Origin of the sequence: Mesorhizobium sp. B1-1-1, assembly GCF_006442955.1 — a bacterium.
GTDB lineage: Bacteria > Pseudomonadota > Alphaproteobacteria > Rhizobiales > Rhizobiaceae > Mesorhizobium.
In genome coordinates this window covers 236,309-253,709 of the sequence record NZ_VFWW01000005.1, presented here as the reverse complement: position 1 = coordinate 253,709, position 17,401 = coordinate 236,309, and the positions used below count along the sequence as shown (strand labels likewise).

Here is a 17,401-nt window from a genome sequence, read left to right as displayed (position 1 = left end):
ATCACGCCGGACGGCTGTGCGGCGCCCCTCAGGAGAAATCATGTCACACAATCTGCAGTTCTACATCGATGGCGCGTGGGTCGATCCTGTCGTGCCCAACACGATCGATGTCATCGATCCGTCGAACGAAGATAGCTTCGCGCAGATTTCGCTTGGTTCCAAGGCCGACGTCGACAAGGCGGTGGTCGCCGCGAAGCGGGCCTTCGGCACATTCGGCTTCACCTCGGTCGAGGAACGGCTCGACATCCTCAACCGCGTCATCGAGGTCTACAAGAAGCGCAGCCAGGACCTTGCGCTCGCCGTGTCACGCGAGATGGGCGCGCCGCGCCGGATGGCGCTCGACAGCCAGGTCGGCATCGGGCTCGCGCATCTGGCCAAGATGGCGGAAGTGCTGAAGAGCTTCCAGTTCCGGCAGGTCAAGGGCTCCTCGCTGATCGTCAAGGAGCCGATCGGCGTCGTCGGCCTGATCACGCCATGGAACTGGCCGCTGAACCAGATCACCTGCAAGGTGGGTCCGGCGCTTGCCGCCGGTTGCACCATGGTGCTGAAGCCATCCGAGATCGCGCCGCTCGACGCCATCATCTTCGCCGAGATCTTCGACGAGGCCGGCGTGCCGAAGGGCGTGTTCAACCTCGTCAATGGCGACGGCCCCGGCGTCGGCCAGGCGCTGTCCAGCCATCCCGATATCGACATGATGTCGTTCACCGGCTCCACCCGGGCCGGCATATTGGTGGCCAAGGCCGCCGCCGACACCGTCAAGCGCGTGCACCAGGAACTTGGCGGCAAGTCGGCCAACATCCTGTTCCCGGATGTCGACCTCGCCACCGCCGTGACCAAGGGCGTCGCCGGCTGCTTCAGCAACAGCGGCCAGTCCTGCAACGCGCCAACCCGTATGTTCGTGCCACGCGACCGTCATGACGAGGCGACTTCCTACGCCAAGGCGGCGGCGGAAAAGTTCGTGGTCGGCCCGGCCGACGCTCCCGGCACCAAGCTCGGCCCTGTCGTCAGCCAGGCCCAGTTCGACAAGATCCAGGACATGATCCAGAGCGGCATCGACGAGGGCGCCACGCTGGTCACGGGCGGCCCCGGCCGTCCGGCCGAACTCAACCGTGGCTACTATGTCAGGCCGACCGTGTTCGCCGATGTCACCCACGACATGCGCATCGCGCGCGAGGAGATTTTCGGGCCGGTGCTGGCCATCATGCCCTACGACACGGTCGAGCAGGCGGTCGAGCAGGCCAACGACACCGTCTACGGCCTTGCCTCCTATATCCAGGCCAAGGATATCCAGAAGGCGCGCGACGTCGCGGCGCGCATGCGCTCCGGCAACGTCTACATCAACTATCCCCAATGGGACGCCGGCCTGCCCTTCGGCGGCTACAAGCAATCCGGCAACGGCCGCGAATACGCCGAATACGGGCTGGAGGATTTTCTGGAGATCAAGGGTATCGCGGGGTATGAGGCGGCGGAGTAGGCGGACAAGAGCCGCCCTCACAGAACGTGGGTTCCTCGCCCCCGCAAAGCGGGGGGAGGTGGCCCCGAAGCGGTCGGAGAGGGGGCTGCGGCGATGGAGGTTTTCACGGCATATCCACGCCGCGCCATTCCCCCGCTCCGTCTCGGCTTCGCCGAGCCACCTCTCCCCCACCTTCGTGGGGGCGAGGAACCCTGGTTCTGTTATGCCGCACCACCTAGGTGGCCGCTCTGGTCCTGTTTTCCTTGCCAATTGGCAAATACATGCTATATGTCTGCCAGTAGCGGGAGCAGAAAATGCAGCTTCAGTCCATCGTCACCACGCCGGCCGCGGTCGGCAGCGCCATCTCGGATGAAGAGGCGGGCGCCCTGGCGCGCACCACGGTCAATCTGTTCAAGGCCTGGAACTTGACCGACCTCGAGGCCTGCATCCTGCTCGGCGGCATGTCGGCGCGCACCTGGGCGCGCTGGAAGGAAGGCGGCATCGGCCGGATCGACCGTGACCTGCGCACCCGCATGGCGCATCTGATGGGCATCCACAAGGGTTTGCGCTATCTCTTCACCGAGCCGGCGCGCGGCTATGCCTGGATCCGCAAGCCCAATGCCACGTTCGGCGGCCAATCGGCGCTCGACCTGATGCTGCGCGGCGAAATCTCCGACCTTGCCGCGATGCGCGAATGGCTCGACGCGGAGCGTGGTGCATGGTGAGTGGGCTCGCGGTCCGGCGCCGCGTCCACTGGCCCCAGACCTTCCGCATCATCCGCTCCATCCATCCGCCGATCGACCTCTTCGAGGACATTGCCGACCCACGCGATTGGGAAGCGCTGGCCGCCGTCGAGGAGAAGACCAATCCGCGCATCCGGCTGGAACTCGGCGACCTCGGCAAGGTTCCTGCCGAAAGGCGGGTGTCCGGACCCGGCGCAAGTTTCGTGATGGCGCCCTTCGTGCATTGCTCGACCTTGCGGCCCGGGCGGTTTTCCGATGGCAGCTACGGCATCTACTATGCCGGCGACAGCGAGGAGGTGGCGCTGGCCGAAACCATCCACCACCACCAGAATTTTATGCGCGCCACCAAGGAGGAGCCGGGCTGGACCGCGGATTTCCGCGTGCTGATCGGCAGCGTCGATCGCGACCTCGATGACGTCAACGCGGTGCCCGGCGCGCTCGACCCGGACGACTACACCGCCTCGCAGGCCGAAGGCCGCGCCTTGCGTGCGGCCGGCAGCGACGGGCTGGTGTGGAACAGCGTGCGCATGCCAAGCGGGCAGTGCATCGGCATCTTCTGGCCGGATGCAATCACCGTTCCCGTCCAGGGGAGGCACTACAGCTACCACTGGGACGGCCGCCGCGTGGATTTCGTGCGCCAGCACGATACAGGCAAGGTGCTGGCGGTCACTTGAAGGCGGCGGCGCCGGTCAGTGCCGCAGGATCTTGCTCAGGAAGGCGCGGCTGCGATCGGTCCTGGGGTGCGAGAAGAACTCGTCGGGCGTGCCGCTTTCGACGATGGCGCCGGCATCCATGAACACCACGCGCTGGGCGACCTTGCGGGCAAAGCCCATCTCATGCGTCACCACCATCATGGTCATGCCTTCCTCGGCAACCGCGACCATGACGTCGAGCACTTCCGAAATCATCTCGGGGTCGAGGGCGGAGGTCGGCTCGTCGAACAGCATGATCTTTGGGCGCATGCCGAGGCAGCGGGCGATCGCCACACGCTGTTGCTGGCCGCCTGAAAGCTGCGCAGGATAGGCGTTGACCTTGTCGGCAAGCCCGACCTTGGCCAGCAGTTCGCGGCCGGCCTGCTCGGCCTCGGCGCGCGGGATTTTGCGGACATGGATCGGCGCCAGCGTGACGTTTTCGAGCGCGGTCTTGTGCGGGTAGAGGTTGAAGGACTGGAAGACGAAGCCGATCTCGGTGCGCAGCTTCGTCATGTTGGTGGCGGGGTCGCCGAGCCGCTGGCCGTCGACGACAAGGTCGCCGTCCTTGATCGTCTCCAGCCCGTTGATGCAGCGGATAAGCGTGCTCTTGCCCGACCCGCTCGGGCCGCAGACGACGACCACTTCGCGCGGCTCGACGCTGAGCGTGATGTCCCTCAGCACGTTGAGCGTGCCGAACCATTTGTTGACGCCGCGAAAATCGATCATGCCCGTTTTGGTCATGTGGTCAGAACCTTTGGGTTCGATGTCATATCTGCACCTCGCCATGGGCGGCACCCATGCGCCGTTCGAGCCGGCGGGCGAGCATGATCAGCGGATAGCAGACGATGAAATAGCCGACGCCGACGAGGAAGAACACCAGCAGGCCGTTCGGCACGCGCTGCACCACCAGCCAGCCGACGCGGGTGAGGTCGGTCAGGCCGATCGCCGACACGACCGAAGAATCCTTGATCAGCAGCACATATTGCCCGACCAGCGGCGGCAGCACGATGCGCATCGCCTGCGGTAGCACCACCTGGCGCATGCGCTGCCAGCGCGACAGGCCGGACGCCAGTGCCGCCTCGACCTGGCCCGTCGGAACCGAACGGATGCCGGCGGCGACGATCTCGCAGATGAAGCAGGCGGCGAGGTTGGTCAGCGCGATGATGCCGGCGGTGAAGGCGTCGAGCTCGATGCCCAGCTCCGGCAAGATGAAGAAGATCAGGAATATCTGCACCAGGAACGGGGTGCCTCGGATGAGGTCTACCCAGGCACCGATCACGCCGGCGATCAACCGGTTGCCGCCGGTCCGCAAGATGCCCAGGCCGAAGCCGAGCAGGGTGCCCAGCACCAGGCTGATCAGCGACAGCACCACGGTCATGCCGAGGCCGCGCAGCGCCAGCGGATAGCTGCCCGCAAGGCTTTGCAACTGTTGCCAGATCATATGCGCGCTCCCGCCGAGCCGAGCCAGCGGCCGGAGAGAACCGCCAGCCCTTTGAGGCCGTAATAGAGCAGGAGGTAGAAGGCGGCGATGGTGAGAAATCCTTCCGCCGGCATGAAACGGTCGGAGGCGAGCAACTGGCCGGCGCGCGTCAGCTCGGCAACCGAGATCAGCGACAGGAGCGCCGAATCCTTGACCAGCACGATCGCTTGTCCCAGCAGCGGCGGGATCGTCACCTTGAACGCCTGCGGCAAGACCACCAGGCGCATGCGCTGGACATAGGTCATGCCCGAAGCAACACTGGCCTCAACCTGGCCGCGCGGGATCGACAGGATGCCGGCGCGAATGATTTCAGCGACATAGGCGCCGCTGTTCAGTGACAACGCGAGGATGCCGACGACGAGTTCGGGCAGCACGAAACCGAGGCGCGGCAGGCCGAAATAGAGAAAATAGAGCTGCGCCAGCAGGGGCGTGGCGCGTACGGCGTCGATATAGGCCTTGGCCGGCACCCGAAACAGCCAGCCGCGCTGCAGGTTCATCGCGCACAGCAGGATGCCGACCGCGAGCGCGCCGAAAAAGGACAGCGCCGACAGCCACACTGTCGTGACCAGGCCCTGCCCGAACAGGGGCAGGTATTCGACGATGGTGCGGAAGCTGAAATTCTCGAGCATGGGCGTGAATGGTGATTAGGGAGTAGTGAGTAGTGAGCAGTGAGTAGTGAGGCGGATCCGGAATTCCCTATTCACTACTCACTAATTCGCTACTCACTAATCCCTAATTCCCTAATCCCTAATCAGTGATCTTTCTTCCAGTCTTCCGAATTGACCCAGTAGTCGAGGTTCTTCTGCAGGCGGCCGTCGATGGTGACCTGGTTGAGGAACAGGTTCATCCAGATCAGGAGATCCGGCTCGTCATAGCGGGTGGCGAAGGCAAGCGGCTCCTTCGAGAGGAGGTCCGGCATGATTGTGAAGGTCCCGGCCGGATAAGCCGTCGACTGGCCCTTGACCGCCGAGACGTCGTTGACGCCGCAATCGGCCTGGCCGTTGTTGACGGCGTCGAGCAGCAGCGGACCGCCGCCCTTGTAGCTCTTGATGTCGGCATCGGGGAAGGCTGCCTTGGCTTCCTTCTCGCCGGTGGCGCCGAGCAGCACGGCGATCTTGGTGCCCTTGGCCTTGCAGTCGTCGGCGGTCTTGAACTTGCCGTCGGCCTTGGTGAAGACGGTGCTGCCCGTATACATGTAAGGCGTGGTGAAGGCGACCTTCATGCCGCGTGCCAGCGTCGGCGTCATGTCGGCGACCAGAAGGTCGGCCTTGCCCGAAAGCAGCGCCGGGATCAGGCCGTCCCAGTCGAAGTCGAGGAAGGTGATCTTGACGCCCATTTCCTTGGCCATCAGTTCGGCCAGTTCCACCGAGCTGCCGGTGCGTTCGCCATTGGCGCCGACCAGCGAGAAGGGCGGTCCCTGTGTCTGCACGGCGACACGCAGTTCGCCGCGCTTGGTGATGTCGTCGAGCGATCCGGCGCTGGCGGCGGCGGTGAGGCCGGCGAGTGCGAGGCCGGCGATGAAAAGCTTGGCAATCTTCATTGGTTTCATTGGGCATTCCTCCTTTTGTCGTCTTGTTGTCCACCCTACAGGGTGCTTTTTGAGCGGCGGCGCCGTTGCCGGCGGCGGCCACCGTTCGAAAATCCGTCTCCTTAGTGCCGGGCCGCCGTTTCGGCGACCGCGATGCCGCGCCTGGGCAACGCGCCGAAGAAAGGCGCGTCCGGCACATGCAGCAGCGGGTTGAGCAGGCCGAGGCTCTCGAGAACCGCTATCCTCATGCCGGCTCCTTGCGAATGCTGTCGTCCGACCAGCAGCCTTCCGGCAGGCTGACCCATTTGTTGCAGGACGCCATGACGACGAAGGTCTCGCTGCGCACGACCTCGCCCGGCTCGCCGGCGCCCGGGATCAACTCGCTGGTGACGCGGTAGAGATCGGCGACGTCGCCGGCCACCGTCACGTCGACGATGATGTCGAAGCGCCCGGTGACGACCGAGGCCGAGTTGACGAAGGGCAGTTCGGAAATGCGCTGCGCCAGCTCGCGGGCGCGGCCGCGCCCTTGCGCGTTGATGCCGACGATGGCCGAGATCAGTTCGGGCCGCTCCGTCAGGTTCAAGAGCCCGACGATCTTGAGCAGGTTGCGGTCGAGCAGGTTGCGCAGCCGCGTGCGCACCGTCGGCACCGAGATCGCCAGAATCTCGGCGAGGCGGTTGATGCCCGGCTGTGCGTCCTGCGACAGCTGTTTGACCAGCCGCCGATCGGTCAGATCGAGATGTTCCCGCAAGTCCCCCGTCTTTCATAAAACGAAAAAAGCTAGGCGATTTTTTTGCCTATGTGCAAACAAGCTATTTCATGGATTCCTTAAAGGCAAGGCATGATTCCACGCGAATTCAGCATGTGGGCGGCGGCTTCACACCAGTGCGGCCACCAGCAGCTTGGCCTGCGGCGTCAACGTGTCGAAGCGGCGGGCGCAGAGATTGAGCTGGCGGGTTCCCCAGTCGTCCGTCAGCCGCAGGCTGCGCAGGCTGGGCGCCGAGCGGCGCACCGTGCTTTCCGGCACGATGGCGACGCCCGCGCCCTGCGCCACCAGCCTGCAGACATTGTCGAGGCCGGGCACGCGGATGCGAAAATGCAGATGACCGCCCAGGCGCGCGGCCTGGCGGGAGATGTGCTCCTGCAAGGGATGGCCGGCGCTCAGGCCGACAAAGGTTTCACCGAGAATGTCGGCGAGGCCGGTCGCGCGGCCTTCGAGGCCGGGGCGGTTGCGCGCGGCGATCACCACCAGCCGGTCAACGAAGAACGGTTTCTGTTCGAGATGGGAAAGGCCGGCCCAGGTCGCGGCAATGCCAACATCGGCGGCGCCGCTCGCCACCGCCTCGGCGATCTCATGGCTGGGGCGCTCATCGAGGTCTATGTCGATGCCGGGATGCGCGACCAGAAAGGCCGGCAGCCTGTCGCGCAGAAGTTCGCTGGTGGCGGCCGTGTTGGCGAGCAGGCGGACCCGCGCGCGCAGGCCGGTGGCATAGGCGCCGAGCTCGCCGGCCATCGCCTCGATCTGGTTCTGCACCGCGCGCGCGTGGTGCAGCAGCGCCTGGCCGGCGGCGGTCGGCACCACGCCGCGCCGGCGGCGCTCCAGAAGCGGCGCGCCGAGCCTATCCTCCATGCCCTTGATGCGGGCGCTGGCCGAGGCCAGCGCGAGGCCCGCGAGCTCGGCGCCATGGGTGATGCTGCCGCGCTCGGCGACCAGCAGGAACAGCCGGAGATCGACGAGGTCGAAGCGCATCTTTTTCCTCCCGCAAGACAGCCCGGGCGATGGCCGCTATCACGCGATCGATGGCGCAGCGGGCCGACCGGCTTGCGGCGCCAGCCTTCGCCTCAGCCGAAGGCTGGTGCCGCGATTTCCACATTGCGGGTGACGGCGAATTTCGTCAAACAGTTTCGGTGGAGGTCCAAGATGAGAAAACCAGCATCGAACCGGCAAGGGCTCGGCATCGCTGAAAGCGCGGCGATGCTGCTGGCGGTTGCCGTCGCCCTTCTGGCCGTGGTGCGCTCGGGTTCCGGCATGCCAGGATGCGCCATGACATCCGCCCCTGCCAGCAGCGCCGCCGCCGGACCGGCGGGGCCGGCAGCGGGGATCGAGGCTGCCGACATGCTGCTCCATGATTGAGCCGCTGCCGGACACGCCATCATGCTGAGCGCCGCCGCCGTCGCCTGGATCTGCGCCGTCTTCCTTGCCGCCGGCCTCGTCAAGGGCGTGGTCGGGATGGGCCTGCCGACGGTGGCGATGGGCCTGCTGGCGGTGACCATGGCGCCGGCCGAGGCGGCCACGCTTCTGCTGATCCCGTCGCTGGCTACCAACCTGTGGCAATTATTCACCGGTCCTTCGTTCGGCGGGCTCGTCAGACGGCTATGGACGATGATGGCCGGCGTGGTGATCGGCACCGTTGCCGGCGCCGGCCTGCTCACCGGCGCGCATACGGCGGCCGCGTCCGGCGCGCTCGGCGTGGCACTGATGCTCTATGCCGTTCTCGGCCTCGCCAAGGCCGGCTTCTCAACGCCGCCACGCCACGAGGCCTTGCTATCGCCGCTGGTCGGGGTGGCGACCGGCCTGGTCACCGGCGCCACCGGCGTCTTCGTCATTCCGGCGGTGCCCTACCTGCAATCGCTGCGGCTGGGCAGGGAAGAGCTGATCCAGGCGCTCGGCCTGTCCTTCACCGTGTCGACGGCGGCGCTGGCCATCGGGCTGTTCAGGGCCGGCGCCCTGGCGTCGCCGACGGCTGGGCTGGCGGGTTCGATTGCGGCGCTGGCGCCTGCGCTCGCCGGCATGGCTGTCGGCCAGGCGCTGCGCCAGCGCATGAGCGTCGAGACTTTTCGCAAAGTGTTCTTCGCCGGGCTCTTGGCGCTGGGATTTTATCTGGTGGCCGAAGCGGCGTTCTGAGTGCCGCTTGCCGAGCGCCGACTGGCCGGACCCGGCCTACCGCACCACCAGGACCGGGATTTCGCTGTAAGATACGACTTCCGCCGTCTGGCTTCCCAGAAGCAGCCTGCCCAATCCGCGGCGGCCGTGCGAGGCCATGACAATCAGGTCGCAGCGTTCGGTCTGCGACAGCTCCAGGATCGCCTCGGCGGGCCTTCTGTCCTCGATGTGCACGACCTTGGCCGACACGCCCAGCCCCTCGGCGGAAGCCTTGCATTTGTCGAGCACCTCCTTGCCGTATTTGCGGGCTTCTTCCTGATAGGCGGCCAGCCCATCGCCCGCGGCGTAGCCGGCCATGGCGCCGCCCCAGGCGAAGATCGGGAATTGTTCCGAGACGGTGACGAAGGTCACGGCGGCGCCGAGGCCCTTTGCCAGCCCGAGGCCGTGGGCAACGCCCTTGTCGGCCAGTTCCGACCCGTCGGTGCCGATGAGCAGATGTTTGTACATGATGATCGTGACCTATCGTGCTTGGTGAACTATGGACCACACATAGTTATGCCCGGCGCCCAGTCATTGTGCCAATGCGGCGGGGATCAGGGCCAGGGAATGTGGTGGGCATCGCGTGGACCGCACCCAAACGAGCGTTCCACCCCCGGACTTTCGCGCCAGCCGGATTCCCCTTCGCCGCATCGTCCTCTAAGGTGCGGCAACTTCGAAAGGCCCATCATGAGCAGCGCGTTTCCTCAAATCCATCTGGTCCGGCATGGCGAGACGGCGTGGAGCCTTTCGGGCCAGCACACCGGCCGCACCGACATGCCGCTGACGGCGGCCGGCGAGGCCGCCGCGCGGGGTGTGGCGGATCGGCTGAAAGGCCTGCCGTTTTCGGCCGTGTGGTCGAGCCCTTCGCAGCGCGCCTACAACACCAGCGTGCTTGCCGGATTCGGGGCGCAAAGCATCAAGATGGACGACCTGCAGGAATGGGACTACGGCGCCTATGAAGGGAGAACCACCAGGGAGATCCTGGCCGAACGACCGGGCTGGAACGTCTTTCGCGACGGCTGCCCGCAAGGCGAAACGGCGGCCGATGTGGGCGCCCGCGCCGACAGGATCATCGATCGCCTGCGCGAGGCAAATGCCGACATGCTGATCTTTTCCAGCGCGCACTTCCTGCGCGTGCTCACCGCCCGCTGGCTCGGCTTGCCGCCGCAGGACGGCGCGCTGTTCGTGCTTGATACGGCCAGCATCAGCGTGCTCGGCTACGAGCATGACCTCGGCGAGCCGGTGGTGCGCAAATGGAACGGGAAGTAGGACGGCCTAGCTGTCGAACTTCCGGATCGCCTCGGCGGTTACAGGCGTGAAGAAATTCACCAGATTGCAGTCCGGGTCGCGGAACAGCAGCGAGCGGTTGCCCCAAGGCATGGTGGCAGGCTCCTGGACAATTGCGCCCTTGATGGTTTCCGCCAGCCTGGCAAATTCTGCATCGACGTCGCCGACTCGGAATTCGATTATGGCCGTGCGGTTGTCGGCTGGGCGGGCGATGTCGCTGCCGAACAGCATCAGGGTGCGCGTGCTGCCGATCCCCAACGTGCAGGCCGGCGTCGCCAGTTCGGCGAAATCCTCCGTGTACATCGTCACCGGCATGCCGGTGATCTCGCCATAGAAGCGCACGAGGCGCTGGACATCGGACGTGATGATGCGGACAGAGACGAAATTCATCGCATTGGCTCCCTGATCGTCGAAGCCGCGGCTGGGCTCCCGGCCTTCTATAGGCCGGGGCTCCTGACAGCTTTCCGTCAGGAGACGGAAGTGCCGGCGCGATTTTCAGATATGCCGAACGACAGTGCCAACCCTGCGCCTATTCACCCCGCCAGCAGCGCCAATTCATCGGGCGTCAAATGCCTTGCCGTACCCTTGGCGAGATCGCCGAGCGGCAAGCGGCCAATGGCCACGCGGATCAGGCGCTTGACCTCGATGCCGTGGGCGGCGAGCAGGCGCCGGATGTGGCGATTGCGGCCCTCGTCGAGCACGATCTCCAGCCAGGCGGTGCGGCCGCCGCTGCGCAGCAGCTCGATCGAGTTGGCGCTCAAGGTCTCGATACGCGCGCCGGCGCGCAGCGCTTCCAGCACCGCCGCGTCGGGCACCGTGGCGATCTGAACATGATAGGTCTTGGGCAGGTGCGAGGCCGGGTCCATCAGCCGGTTGGCGAAGCGCGTGTCGTTGGTCATCAGCAGCAGGCCTTCGCTCGCCTTGTCCAGCCGGCCGACCGGCGAGACGAAAGGCAGGTCAAGCCCTTCAAGACAGGCATAGACGGTGTCGCGCTCGAGCGGGTCGTCGCGGGTCGTGACCAGCCCGCGCGGCTTGTTGAGCATGAGATAGATCTTGCGCTCGGCAACGATTTTTTCGCCGTCGACGGCGATGCGGTCGCGATTCATATCGACGCGCAGGGAAGCATCGCGCGCGACCTTGCCACCGACGCGCACGCGGCCCTCGGCGATCAGCCGCTCGGCCTGGGTGCGCGAGCACAGGCCGAGCTTCGACAGCGCGCGGTTGAGGCTGACGCCGGGTCGTGGTGGTCGTGGAGCCATGCTGCTTCGGATCGATCCGTTGCACCGGACCAGATGCCATGGCCGGCGACGGCTGCGCAAGCCGCCGCCGAGGTCGGGATCTTGCCGGACAGCGGTGCCGCCCGGCAAGCGCTAGTCGCGCCGGCTTAGGCTGCTTGCTCGGTCTCGTCCGCGATCCCGTTCAGCACGGAAAGCGCGTCGGCTGGCAGCTCCAGCTCCGCCGCCGCGATGTTTTGCCTGAGATGCGCAATGGACGAGGTGCCGGGGATGAGCAGGATGTTGGGCGCGCGACGCAGGAGCCAGGCGAGCGCCACCTGCATGGGCGTGGCGCCGAGTCTTTGCGCGACATCGGCCAGCGTGCTGGATTGCAGCGGCGTGAAGCCGCCGAGCGGGAAGAACGGCACATAGGCGATGCCGGCCGCGGCAAGCTCGTCGATCAGTGCGTCATCCTCGCGATGCGCGATGTTGTACTGGTTCTGCACGCAAACAATGTCGACGATGCCGCGCCCCTGTGCGATCTGGGTTGATGTGACGTTGCTCAAGCCGATATGGCGCACCAGACCCTGACGCTGCAGTTCGGCGAGCGTATTCAGTTGGGGTTCGAGCGAGCCTTCGGCCGGGCCGTGTATGCCGTGCATGGAGCGCAGGTTGACGACCTCCATCGTGTCGAGTCCCAGATTGCGGAGATTGTCGTGCACGGCCTGCGTCAGTTCCTGCGGCGACATTGCGGGGATCCACGATGCATCGGCGCCGCGCCGGGCACTGACCTTGGTGACAATCGTGAGATTGGCGGGATAGGGGTGCAGCGCCTCGCGGATGATCAGGTTGGTGACGTGCGGACCGTAGAAATCGCTGGTATCGATATGGTCGATACCGCTCGCCACCGCCTCGCGCAGCACGGCGAGTGCACCGTCATGGTCTTTCGGCGGGCCGAACACGCCGGGTCCGGCCAATTGCATGGCGCCGTAGCCCATGCGCTTCACGGTGCGGTCGCCGAGCTTGAAGGTTCCGGCCTTGCTGATGTCGGTCATGGTCTCAATCTCCTTTGGATCGGCCAGATATAGACAATGCACGCCTGCGCGATAATATGGCGCAATCGGCACAGGCTGTGCGGAAAGGCGTACAATGACGGATCTGGGCGACCTCCAGGCATTCATGGCGGTGGCGCGCGCCGGCGGCTTTCGCGAGGCGGCCAGGATCAGCGGCGTCAGCGCCTCCAGCCTCAGCGAAACGGTGCGGCGGCTGGAGACGGGGCTCGGCGTGCGGCTCCTCAACCGCACCACGCGCAGCGTCGCTCCGACCGAGGCCGGCGCGCGACTGCTGGAGCGGCTGGGCCCCGCGCTCGGCGAGGTCGAGGCAGCGCTCGATGTCGTCAACGGCTTTCGCGGCCGCCCGGCCGGCACGCTGCGGCTCAACGTGCCTGTCGTGGCGGCGAAACTGGTGCTGCCGCGCCTTCTGCCGCCCTTCCTTGCCGCCTATCCCGACATAAGACTGGAGGTGACCGCCGAGGACAGTTTCGTCGACATACTGGCGAGCGGCTGCGATGCCGGCATCCGCTATGACGAGCGGCTGGAGCAGGACATGATCGCCATACCGATCGGCCCGCGCCGGCAGCGCTTCGCCACCGCTGCCGCAACGGCCTATCTCGACAGGCGTGGCCGGCCCGACCATCCGCGCGACCTCCTCGATCACGCATGCCTGCGCGGCCGCTTCGCCAGCGGCCTGACGCCGCCCTGGGAGTTCGAGCGCGACGGCGAGATAGTGAGCGTCGAGCCGACCGGGCCGCTGCTGGTCAGCACCGGCACGGCTATGGCGCTTGCGCTCGATGTGGCGGTCGCCGGCGGCGGCATCGTCTCGCTGTTCGAGGACTGGCTGCGCCCCTATTTCGACGATGGCCGGCTCGAGCCGGTGCTGGAGCCCTGGTGGCAGGAGTTTTCCGGCCCGTTCCTCTATTACCCGGGCCGCCGGCTCATCCCGGCGCCGCTGCGGGCATTCATCGACTTTGTCGGCGGGATGCGGTGGTAAGGCGCCGCGATGACGGTTTCATGGGACGCATGGCAGGACGCAACCCGCTGCGCATTTCTGGAATGTTCCAGGAAGGAGCAGGGATCATCGCGGCGGGTCCAATGACACCTTGGCGCGCTTCGCCAGCTCGCGAATCCGCTCCGCGACCGCGCTGTCGACCGGATTGTAGACGGTCAGGCTCAGATCCGGGCGGCCGTCGACCGCGAATCCCGAATATTCCAGCTCGATGTCGCCGAGCACGGGGTGTTTCAGCCGCTTGGTTCCGTCGCCATGGCTGAGCACGTCGTTCTCGCGCCACAGGGCGGCGAATTCGGGGCTGGCGCTGCACAGTTCGTCGACGAGTTCGCGTACCTCGGACACCGCGCCGGCACGCGCCGCGTCGGCGCGGAAGGCGCCCACCACGAAACGGGCGAGGCTTTCCCAGTCGTGCTGCTTTTCGCGGATGGCCGGGCTGCGGAACATGAAGCGCAAAATGTTGCGCTGGTCTGCGGGCAGGGCGCTGTAATCGGTCAGCACGACCTGGGCGGCGCGGTTCCAGGCAACGACATCCCAGGTAGCGGTCCTGACCAAGGCGGGGCTCGCTTCAAGCGTGTCGAGGAGGCGCTGCAGCCGGGGGCTGATGCCTTCCGCGCCGATATAGCGGACCTCGGGCGGGCGTCCGAGCCCGAGCATGAAAAGGTGCTCGCGCTCGGCCTCGGTCAGCATCAGCCCCTTGGCGATGCGGTTCAGCACATCGGCCGAAGGCGCGCCGCCACGACCCTGCTCCAGCCATGTGTACCAGGTCGGGCTGATGTTGGCGCGCTGGGCCACTTCCTCCCGGCGCAGCCCCGGCGTGCGCCGGCGCCCTGAAAATCCGAACGAGGCCGGATCGAGCCGGGTGCGCCGGTCTCTCAGAAACGCCGCGAGCGAACCGGCGGAATTGGCGGGCATCCTGTTAGCCATTATACCACGATAAGATCACTACTTTAATGGAATAATAGACCGGCGATACTGCGCAGGCAATCGTGCAGGAGAATTCGCATGCGTATCTTTTTGACCGGCGCGACCGGTTTCATCGGCTCGGCGCTCGTTGCCGAGCTCATCAAGGCGGGCCATCAGGTGGTCGGCGTCACTCGCTCCGAAGCGGGGGCCGAAGCGCTGACGGCGGCGGGCGCCGAAGTGCATCGGGGAACGCTCGAGGATCCCGAGGGCCTGCGCGACGGCGCGGCAAAGGCGGAAGCGGTGATCCACACGGCGTTCGACCATGATTTTTCGCGGTTTGCCGAGAATTGCGAGAAGGATAGCCGTGTCATCGCGGCACTCGGCCAGGCATTGGCCGGATCCGACCGGCCGCTGGTGATCACTTCCGGCGTCGGCGTGGGCAGCCCCGGACATGGCGAGCTTGCCAGCGAGGACGTCTTCAACGCCAGCCATCCCAATCCACGCATCGCCTCGGAGCTCGCCGGCAATGCCTTGCTGGAAGCCGGCGTCAACGTCTCGGTGGTGCGGCTGCCGCAGGTTCACAACCCGGTCAAGCAAGGGCTCATCACGCCGCTCATCGAAATCGTGCGCCAGAAAGGCGTTTCGGCCTATGTCGGCGAGGGCCGTAACCGCTATGCGGCGGGCCATCTCGTGGACGCGGCGCGCCTCTACCGGCTGGCGGTGGAAAAGCGGCAGCCGGGCGCGCGCTATCACGCGGTCGGCGAGGAAGGCGTGGAAGTACGCGCTATCGCCGAGGTGATCGGGCGGGGCCTCAACGTACCGGTGGTTTCGATCGCTCCGGAACAGGCGGCGGAGCATTTCGGCTGGATGGCAATGTTCGCCCCGATGGATCTACCGGCCTCCAGCGCGCTCACCCAGGCGCGGCTCGGCTGGCATCCGACCGGCCCGACGCTGATCGCCGATCTCGGGGCCATGCGGTACGACGTATGATGCGCCGATAAAGCGTCGTCAGCCGACGGCGTAGCGCAAATGGACGAGCCCGTGGGCGAGGGCTTCGCAGCTTTTGAGCGACAGTTGCATCTTGCCCGCGAGGCCGGTTTCGCCGAATTCGACGAAACCCTGGTTCGCCGCCCGCCCATCAAGAGCGGGAGCGACGAGAAGGCTGAGCTCATCGACAAGGCCGGCCGCGAAGAAGGAGCCGTTGATGCCGGCGCCGCCCTCGAGCAGCAGCCGGCGAATGGCGAATTCGCGGTTGAGAACTTCGAGCATCCGGCCGAGATCCATGTCAGCCGTTTCCGCCACGATATAGGACACGCCGTCGGCAGCGAGCTCGGCCAGGTGGCTGTCGGCGACATCGTGCCCAAGCAGCACCACGACATGGTCGCCGCCAATGTCGGGTTTGGAAAAGTGGAGCTTGCCCGATGGATCGAGCGCCACCGCGTAGCTTCCCGTACCGGTTTGCGCGACATGATAGGGTCGGTCGACCTTGCCCGCATCGGCCGGCGGGTGCGCGCCGGCCTTGCTCATCTCGGCCATGGTGACGCGGCCGACGATCCAGCCGTCGCCCGCAAAATCATTATGGATATACTCGTAGAGGCTCGACCATTCGGCCCGGGTTCCGTCCGGGCTGGCCGTGTAGCGGCTCGGGTGGAGACTGCCGTCCAGCGACGCGATCATATGGCAGATGATGTGCGGTTTCATGCGGGTGTCTCCAGGGAATGGGCTCAGGCGCGGTTCAAACTAGGGCCAGCGCCGGAGAATGGAAGCTGGGCACCCGGCTCATCCAAATTCCGACCATTGCCGTCTGGCCCTGTTATATCGATGTTGCACAAATGGTTGAGCCTGGGCTAGCATCCGTTTGCTGGTGCCGACGGGAGGCAGTTTTTGCAACGGCGATCAGCTGGAGCGGCATGCGTTAGCAAACGCAAGGAGGATGCTCCAACACTTTGAACCGACGCATGATCCTTCCTGAAACCGTCCCGGTTTCCGGGGCCGTGCGTTCTTGTGGAGGAGGATCCCATGAACAGACGTGAATTCCTGATGACGTCCGTGGCCGCGGGCGCCATGGTGCTTGCCGCGCCCTCGGCATTTGCGCAGGACAAGCTCACCATTCTCGGCTCGGTGCCCAGTCTCGGCTTTCCGTTCTTCGTGCACATGCTGAACGAGATCAAGGCGGAAGCCGCCACGCAAGGCGTCAACCTGACCGAGAGCGATGGCCAGAACTCGGCCACCAAGCAGACCGCCGACATCGAGGCGGCCCTGGTGCAGAAGGTCAACGCCATTGTCATCTCGCCGCTCGACGTCAACGCGCTGGCGCCGGCCATCGAGGAAGCGGTCAAGGCCGGCGTTCCCGTGGTGACGATCGACCGCCGCGTCGACGGCGTCGAGGGCATCCTCGCCCATGTCGGCGCCGACAACGTCAAGGGCGGCGAGGCGGAAGCGCAGGCCGTGGTGGCGGCGTTCCCCAACGGCGCGAAACTGTTCCACCTCCAGGGCCAACCCGGCGCCGGGCCGGCGATCGACCGCAACAAGGGCGTGCACAATGTGCTCGATCCCTTGAAGGACAAGTACCAGATCGTCTTCGAGCAGACCGCCAATTTCGCCCGCGCCGAGGCGCTGTCGGTGACGGAAGCCGGCCTTGCCGCCAACGGCAAGCCGGACGCGATCGTCTGTGCCAATGACGACATGGCGCTGGGCGCGCTCGAAGCCTGCGCGGCGCGCAACTTCACCGACGTCAAGATCTACGGCTTCGATGCGCTGCCGGAAGCGCTGGTCGCGGTCCGCGACGGCAAGCTCGCCGGCACGGTCGAACAGTTCCCCGGCCAGCAGTCGCGCACCGCCGTGCAGATCGCCGTCGCCTACGCCAGGGACAAGACGGAGCCGAAGGAGAAGCTGGTGCTGTTGACGCCGATCGTCATCGGCAAGGACAATCTCGACAAGGCCGAGAGGTTGAACGAGACGAAGTGAGCTCGCATGGAGAGGTCGGCGGGGCAGCACCCCCCTCTGGCCTGCCGGCCATCTCCCCCTCAAGGGGGGAGATTGGCTGTTTGTTCTGCTTTCGCTAATTCTTCAACGTTCGAGGAAAAGCGCCGCCGGTGATACCGCCAATCT

The 17,401-nt window shown here is 65.9% G+C and carries 22 protein-coding genes; 9 read left to right on the top strand and 13 right to left on the bottom strand.

Features of this window, described 5'->3' with window-relative positions; genetic code table 11:
- The first annotated feature begins 40 nt into the window (after positions 1–40).
- The 3 genes from FJ986_RS12045 to FJ986_RS12035 all read left to right on the top strand — a co-directional run bounded on the left by FJ986_RS12045 (position 41) and on the right by FJ986_RS12035 (position 2,870).
- On the top strand, positions 41–1,474 hold the full coding sequence (locus tag FJ986_RS12045; protein WP_140559858.1) for an aldehyde dehydrogenase family protein: 1,434 nt from the start codon (positions 41–43) through the stop codon (positions 1,472–1,474).
- A 293-nt stretch (positions 1,475–1,767) separates the two neighbouring features.
- Complete coding sequence (locus tag FJ986_RS12040; protein WP_140565462.1) at positions 1,768–2,178, top strand: MbcA/ParS/Xre antitoxin family protein; 411 nt, start codon at positions 1,768–1,770, stop codon at positions 2,176–2,178.
- Positions 2,172–2,870: an RES family NAD+ phosphorylase gene (locus tag FJ986_RS12035; RefSeq protein WP_140516231.1), complete on the top strand. Its 699-nt coding sequence runs from the start codon at positions 2,172–2,174 to the stop codon at positions 2,868–2,870. Before FJ986_RS12040 ends, FJ986_RS12035 begins: the two co-directional genes overlap by 7 nt.
- 15 nt (positions 2,871–2,885) lie before the next feature.
- On the opposite strand, the gene FJ986_RS12030 is transcribed toward FJ986_RS12035, so the two are convergent.
- The 7 genes from FJ986_RS12030 to FJ986_RS12005 form a co-directional block, all read right to left on the bottom strand.
- A complete protein-coding gene (locus tag FJ986_RS12030) occupies positions 2,886–3,629 on the bottom strand; it encodes an amino acid ABC transporter ATP-binding protein (RefSeq protein WP_140622851.1) in 744 nt (247 codons plus the stop codon).
- Between the two features lie 25 nt (positions 3,630–3,654).
- A complete protein-coding gene (locus tag FJ986_RS12025; protein ID WP_140499164.1) occupies positions 3,655–4,329 on the bottom strand; it encodes an amino acid ABC transporter permease in 675 nt (224 codons plus the stop codon).
- Complete coding sequence (locus tag FJ986_RS12020; RefSeq protein WP_140521400.1) at positions 4,326–4,997, bottom strand: amino acid ABC transporter permease; 672 nt, start codon at positions 4,995–4,997, stop codon at positions 4,326–4,328. The genes FJ986_RS12025 and FJ986_RS12020 overlap by 4 nt, the downstream gene beginning before the upstream one ends.
- A gap of 122 nt (positions 4,998–5,119) precedes the next feature.
- Entirely contained in the window at positions 5,120–5,908 is a 789-nt protein-coding gene (locus FJ986_RS12015; RefSeq protein WP_140623470.1) for an ABC transporter substrate-binding protein, read from the bottom strand.
- A gap of 110 nt (positions 5,909–6,018) precedes the next feature.
- Entirely contained in the window at positions 6,019–6,144 is a 126-nt protein-coding gene (locus FJ986_RS31060; protein WP_263486587.1) for a hypothetical protein, read from the bottom strand.
- Positions 6,141–6,647 (bottom strand): Lrp/AsnC family transcriptional regulator, encoded by a 507-nt coding sequence (locus FJ986_RS12010; protein WP_140499160.1) that lies wholly within the window; start codon positions 6,645–6,647, stop codon positions 6,141–6,143. Before FJ986_RS12010 ends, FJ986_RS31060 begins: the two co-directional genes overlap by 4 nt.
- A gap of 126 nt (positions 6,648–6,773) precedes the next feature.
- Entirely contained in the window at positions 6,774–7,646 is an 873-nt protein-coding gene (locus tag FJ986_RS12005) for a LysR substrate-binding domain-containing protein (protein ID WP_140674375.1), read from the bottom strand.
- Between the two features lie 171 nt (positions 7,647–7,817).
- Between FJ986_RS12005 and FJ986_RS12000 the strand changes: the two genes are divergently transcribed.
- Together FJ986_RS12000 and FJ986_RS11995 are read left to right on the top strand one after the other, a co-directional pair.
- Positions 7,818–8,030 (top strand): hypothetical protein, encoded by a 213-nt coding sequence (locus FJ986_RS12000; RefSeq protein ID WP_140674373.1) that lies wholly within the window; start codon positions 7,818–7,820, stop codon positions 8,028–8,030.
- Between the two features lie 21 nt (positions 8,031–8,051).
- Positions 8,052–8,801, top strand: coding sequence for a sulfite exporter TauE/SafE family protein (locus FJ986_RS11995; protein WP_140674371.1), 750 nt, complete (start codon positions 8,052–8,054; stop codon positions 8,799–8,801).
- Positions 8,802–8,837: 36 nt separating this feature from the next.
- On the opposite strand, the gene FJ986_RS11990 is transcribed toward FJ986_RS11995, so the two are convergent.
- Positions 8,838–9,287 carry a universal stress protein gene (locus FJ986_RS11990; protein ID WP_140674369.1) on the bottom strand — a complete coding sequence of 150 codons (450 nt, stop codon included), beginning with the start codon at positions 9,285–9,287 and terminating at the stop codon, positions 8,838–8,840.
- Positions 9,288–9,506: 219 nt separating this feature from the next.
- Between FJ986_RS11990 and FJ986_RS11985 the strand changes: the two genes are divergently transcribed.
- Positions 9,507–10,088: a histidine phosphatase family protein gene (locus FJ986_RS11985; RefSeq protein WP_140674367.1), complete on the top strand. Its 582-nt coding sequence runs from the start codon at positions 9,507–9,509 to the stop codon at positions 10,086–10,088.
- Between the two features lie 6 nt (positions 10,089–10,094).
- On the opposite strand, the gene FJ986_RS11980 is transcribed toward FJ986_RS11985, so the two are convergent.
- From FJ986_RS11980 to FJ986_RS11970, 3 genes are all read right to left on the bottom strand, one after another.
- Entirely contained in the window at positions 10,095–10,496 is a 402-nt protein-coding gene (locus tag FJ986_RS11980; RefSeq protein WP_140674365.1) for a VOC family protein, read from the bottom strand.
- Positions 10,497–10,639: 143 nt separating this feature from the next.
- Positions 10,640–11,365 carry a pseudouridine synthase gene (locus FJ986_RS11975; RefSeq protein WP_140674363.1) on the bottom strand — a complete coding sequence of 242 codons (726 nt, stop codon included), beginning with the start codon at positions 11,363–11,365 and terminating at the stop codon, positions 10,640–10,642.
- A gap of 125 nt (positions 11,366–11,490) precedes the next feature.
- Positions 11,491–12,375 carry an aldo/keto reductase family oxidoreductase gene (locus tag FJ986_RS11970; protein ID WP_140674361.1) on the bottom strand — a complete coding sequence of 295 codons (885 nt, stop codon included), beginning with the start codon at positions 12,373–12,375 and terminating at the stop codon, positions 11,491–11,493.
- A gap of 94 nt (positions 12,376–12,469) precedes the next feature.
- Here FJ986_RS11970 and FJ986_RS11965 point away from each other — a divergent pair, with 94 nt between their 5' ends.
- A complete protein-coding gene (locus FJ986_RS11965) occupies positions 12,470–13,369 on the top strand; it encodes a LysR family transcriptional regulator (protein ID WP_140674359.1) in 900 nt (299 codons plus the stop codon).
- A gap of 84 nt (positions 13,370–13,453) precedes the next feature.
- Here the strand turns inward: FJ986_RS11965 and FJ986_RS11960 are convergent, their stop codons facing one another.
- Positions 13,454–14,299: a helix-turn-helix transcriptional regulator gene (locus tag FJ986_RS11960; protein ID WP_224618696.1), complete on the bottom strand. Its 846-nt coding sequence runs from the start codon at positions 14,297–14,299 to the stop codon at positions 13,454–13,456.
- Between the two features lie 90 nt (positions 14,300–14,389).
- Between FJ986_RS11960 and FJ986_RS11955 the strand changes: the two genes are divergently transcribed.
- Positions 14,390–15,280, top strand: a complete 891-nt coding sequence (locus FJ986_RS11955; RefSeq protein WP_140674356.1) for an SDR family oxidoreductase — start codon at positions 14,390–14,392, stop codon at positions 15,278–15,280.
- Between the two features lie 18 nt (positions 15,281–15,298).
- Here FJ986_RS11955 and FJ986_RS11950 read toward each other — a convergent pair whose 3' ends face one another.
- A complete protein-coding gene (locus FJ986_RS11950; RefSeq protein ID WP_140499138.1) occupies positions 15,299–15,991 on the bottom strand; it encodes a RibD family protein in 693 nt (230 codons plus the stop codon).
- A 318-nt stretch (positions 15,992–16,309) separates the two neighbouring features.
- Between FJ986_RS11950 and FJ986_RS11945 the strand changes: the two genes are divergently transcribed.
- Positions 16,310–17,257: a substrate-binding domain-containing protein gene (locus tag FJ986_RS11945; protein WP_140516203.1), complete on the top strand. Its 948-nt coding sequence runs from the start codon at positions 16,310–16,312 to the stop codon at positions 17,255–17,257.
- Positions 17,258–17,401: the final 144 nt, after the last annotated feature.

Bases quoted from the DNA above. Each gene is read 5' to 3' on its own strand.
- FJ986_RS12045 (WP_140559858.1), top strand. From the start codon at position 41: ATGTCACACAATCTGCAGTTCTACATCGATGGCGCGTGGGTCGATCCT.
- FJ986_RS12040 (WP_140565462.1), top strand. From the start codon at position 1,768: ATGCAGCTTCAGTCCATCGTCACCACGCCGGCCGCGGTCGGCAGCGCC.
- FJ986_RS12035 (WP_140516231.1), top strand. From the start codon at position 2,172: ATGGTGAGTGGGCTCGCGGTCCGGCGCCGCGTCCACTGGCCCCAGACC.
- FJ986_RS12030 (WP_140622851.1), bottom strand. From the start codon at position 3,629: ATGACCAAAACGGGCATGATCGATTTTCGCGGCGTCAACAAATGGTTC.
- FJ986_RS12025 (WP_140499164.1), bottom strand. From the start codon at position 4,329: ATGATCTGGCAACAGTTGCAAAGCCTTGCGGGCAGCTATCCGCTGGCG.
- FJ986_RS12020 (WP_140521400.1), bottom strand. From the start codon at position 4,997: ATGCTCGAGAATTTCAGCTTCCGCACCATCGTCGAATACCTGCCCCTG.
- FJ986_RS12015 (WP_140623470.1), bottom strand. From the start codon at position 5,908: ATGAAGATTGCCAAGCTTTTCATCGCCGGCCTCGCACTCGCCGGCCTC.
- FJ986_RS31060 (WP_263486587.1), bottom strand. From the start codon at position 6,144: ATGAGGATAGCGGTTCTCGAGAGCCTCGGCCTGCTCAACCCGCTGCTG.
- FJ986_RS12005 (WP_140674375.1), bottom strand. From the start codon at position 7,646: ATGCGCTTCGACCTCGTCGATCTCCGGCTGTTCCTGCTGGTCGCCGAG.
- FJ986_RS12000 (WP_140674373.1), top strand. From the start codon at position 7,818: ATGAGAAAACCAGCATCGAACCGGCAAGGGCTCGGCATCGCTGAAAGC.
- FJ986_RS11995 (WP_140674371.1), top strand. From the start codon at position 8,052: ATGCTGAGCGCCGCCGCCGTCGCCTGGATCTGCGCCGTCTTCCTTGCC.
- FJ986_RS11990 (WP_140674369.1), bottom strand. From the start codon at position 9,287: ATGTACAAACATCTGCTCATCGGCACCGACGGGTCGGAACTGGCCGAC.
- FJ986_RS11985 (WP_140674367.1), top strand. From the start codon at position 9,507: ATGAGCAGCGCGTTTCCTCAAATCCATCTGGTCCGGCATGGCGAGACG.
- FJ986_RS11980 (WP_140674365.1), bottom strand. From the start codon at position 10,496: ATGAATTTCGTCTCTGTCCGCATCATCACGTCCGATGTCCAGCGCCTC.
- FJ986_RS11975 (WP_140674363.1), bottom strand. From the start codon at position 11,365: ATGGCTCCACGACCACCACGACCCGGCGTCAGCCTCAACCGCGCGCTG.
- FJ986_RS11970 (WP_140674361.1), bottom strand. From the start codon at position 12,375: ATGACCGACATCAGCAAGGCCGGAACCTTCAAGCTCGGCGACCGCACC.
- FJ986_RS11965 (WP_140674359.1), top strand. From the start codon at position 12,470: ATGACGGATCTGGGCGACCTCCAGGCATTCATGGCGGTGGCGCGCGCC.
- FJ986_RS11960 (WP_224618696.1), bottom strand. From the start codon at position 14,299: ATGCCCGCCAATTCCGCCGGTTCGCTCGCGGCGTTTCTGAGAGACCGG.
- FJ986_RS11955 (WP_140674356.1), top strand. From the start codon at position 14,390: ATGCGTATCTTTTTGACCGGCGCGACCGGTTTCATCGGCTCGGCGCTC.
- FJ986_RS11950 (WP_140499138.1), bottom strand. From the start codon at position 15,991: ATGAAACCGCACATCATCTGCCATATGATCGCGTCGCTGGACGGCAGT.
- FJ986_RS11945 (WP_140516203.1), top strand. From the start codon at position 16,310: ATGAACAGACGTGAATTCCTGATGACGTCCGTGGCCGCGGGCGCCATG.